The following is a 1,576-nucleotide window of genomic DNA, read 5'->3' on the forward strand; positions in this document are numbered from 1 at the left end:
GCGGAGGCAAGCGACGAAGTCGAAGGACTCCGGTTCCGTCTCTCGGCGGGCAAGCTCCCCGGCGGCGAGAGCCCCAGTGAGCGCAACCCGATTGCTCCCGCAGAGAAGCTCTCAGATACCGACGCCGATAAAATTCTGGCGCGCGTCAAAGCCATTGCCACGCAGCCCGACGATGAGAAAGACTTCGCGCTCCGAGAGGCATCTCTGCCTGCGCCACGTGCGGGGCAGACGATTACGGCGGAGTTTCCTCCGAAAACTACCCCCCCTGCCCCCGATAACGGGGGAGCCAATGTGGGGGGCGTACTCACTCTCCGCAGGTTCCAGCCGGAGGGCGAGGTTCCTCTAGCCGACAGAGTGAGCCTGACGTTCTCGCAGCCCATGGTCGCGGTCACCGGTCAGGAAGATGCCGCCGCGCGCGTTCCGGTCACCCTCACCCCCGAGATCCCTGGCAAGTGGCGCTGGCTGGGCACCCAGACCCTGATCTTCGATGCGGGCTCCGGCAAGCGGCTCCCGATGGCGACGGAGTACAGTGTCAGTGTCGCGGCAGGCACAAAGTCCGTGACAGGCGGTGCGCTGGAGAAAGCGACGACATTTACCTTCAAGACCCCTGCGGTTCGCTTGCTGGAAACCTACGGACCCCGTGGCAACGGCCAGAGCCGCGACCCGCTGATCTGGCTGCCCTTCGATCAAAAAATCAATCCCGAGGCGGTGCTAAAAACCGTCAAAGTGCTCGCGGGTGACAAGCAGGTCAGTGTTCGCCGCGCCACAGCAGCGGAATTAGAAAAAATAACGGGCAAGAGCGAGACACCCGAGCGCTGGCTGGGCCTCAAGCCGGTCGTGCCGCTTCCGGGCGATACCACGATCACGGTTCAAGTCGGGCCAGGAACGCCCAGTGCGGAAGGCCCACGCGTCACCGAAGCGCCACAAAGCTTCTCGTTTCGCACCTACGGCCCGCTGAAATTAATCCAGCAGTCCCCTGAGCGCGACAAGAGTGTCTCCCCAAGCACTGGCTGGACACTCCACTTCACAAACGCACTCGATGCCGAAGCCTTCGACCCCGCCTGGGTGAGCATATCGCCCGCAGCTCCTGGATTACAGATCACGGCCAACGGCAACTACATCCAGCTCTACGGGGCGAAAAAAGCCCGCACGGTCTATAAAGTCAGTGTCTCGTCCAAGCTTAAAGACATCTACGGCCAGAGCTTAGAGGGCTTTGATCCCGCCGTCTTCACTGTGGGAGCGGCGGAGCAGCAGCTCTCCGGGCCGTCGCAGGTGCTACTCATTCCCGACCCTGCCGCCACGCCGCGCACCGTCTTCTCTAGCGTCAATGTGCCGAGTGTCAAAGTGAAGCTCTATAGCGTGGGCAGTGCCGACTGGGATGCCTGGCGGACGTGGCAGAGCAACTGGGAGGAGCGGCGCAAGGGGGCGACGCCTCCTGGCAAGCTTCTCAAAGAGGTTGATCTTTCGCTGAAGGGCACCGAGGACACGATTCATGAGAACGACCTCGCACTCCCCGCAGGCGGCAACACGCTGATCTGGTGGGAGGCGCAGGGCTGGAAGAAACGCAACCAGTACG

The 1,576-nt window shown here is 62.5% G+C and carries 1 protein-coding gene; it reads left to right on the forward strand.

Annotation, left to right across the window (positions count from 1 at the left end; all coding sequences use genetic code 11):
- Window positions 1-1,576, forward strand: a 1,576-nt coding sequence (locus tag ACH2EH_RS12605) for an Ig-like domain-containing protein (RefSeq protein ID WP_395142162.1), incomplete at both ends; no start/stop codon positions are given.

Source organism: Armatimonas sp. (assembly GCF_043760365.1).
Taxonomy (GTDB): Bacteria; Armatimonadota; Armatimonadia; order Armatimonadales; family Armatimonadaceae; genus Armatimonas.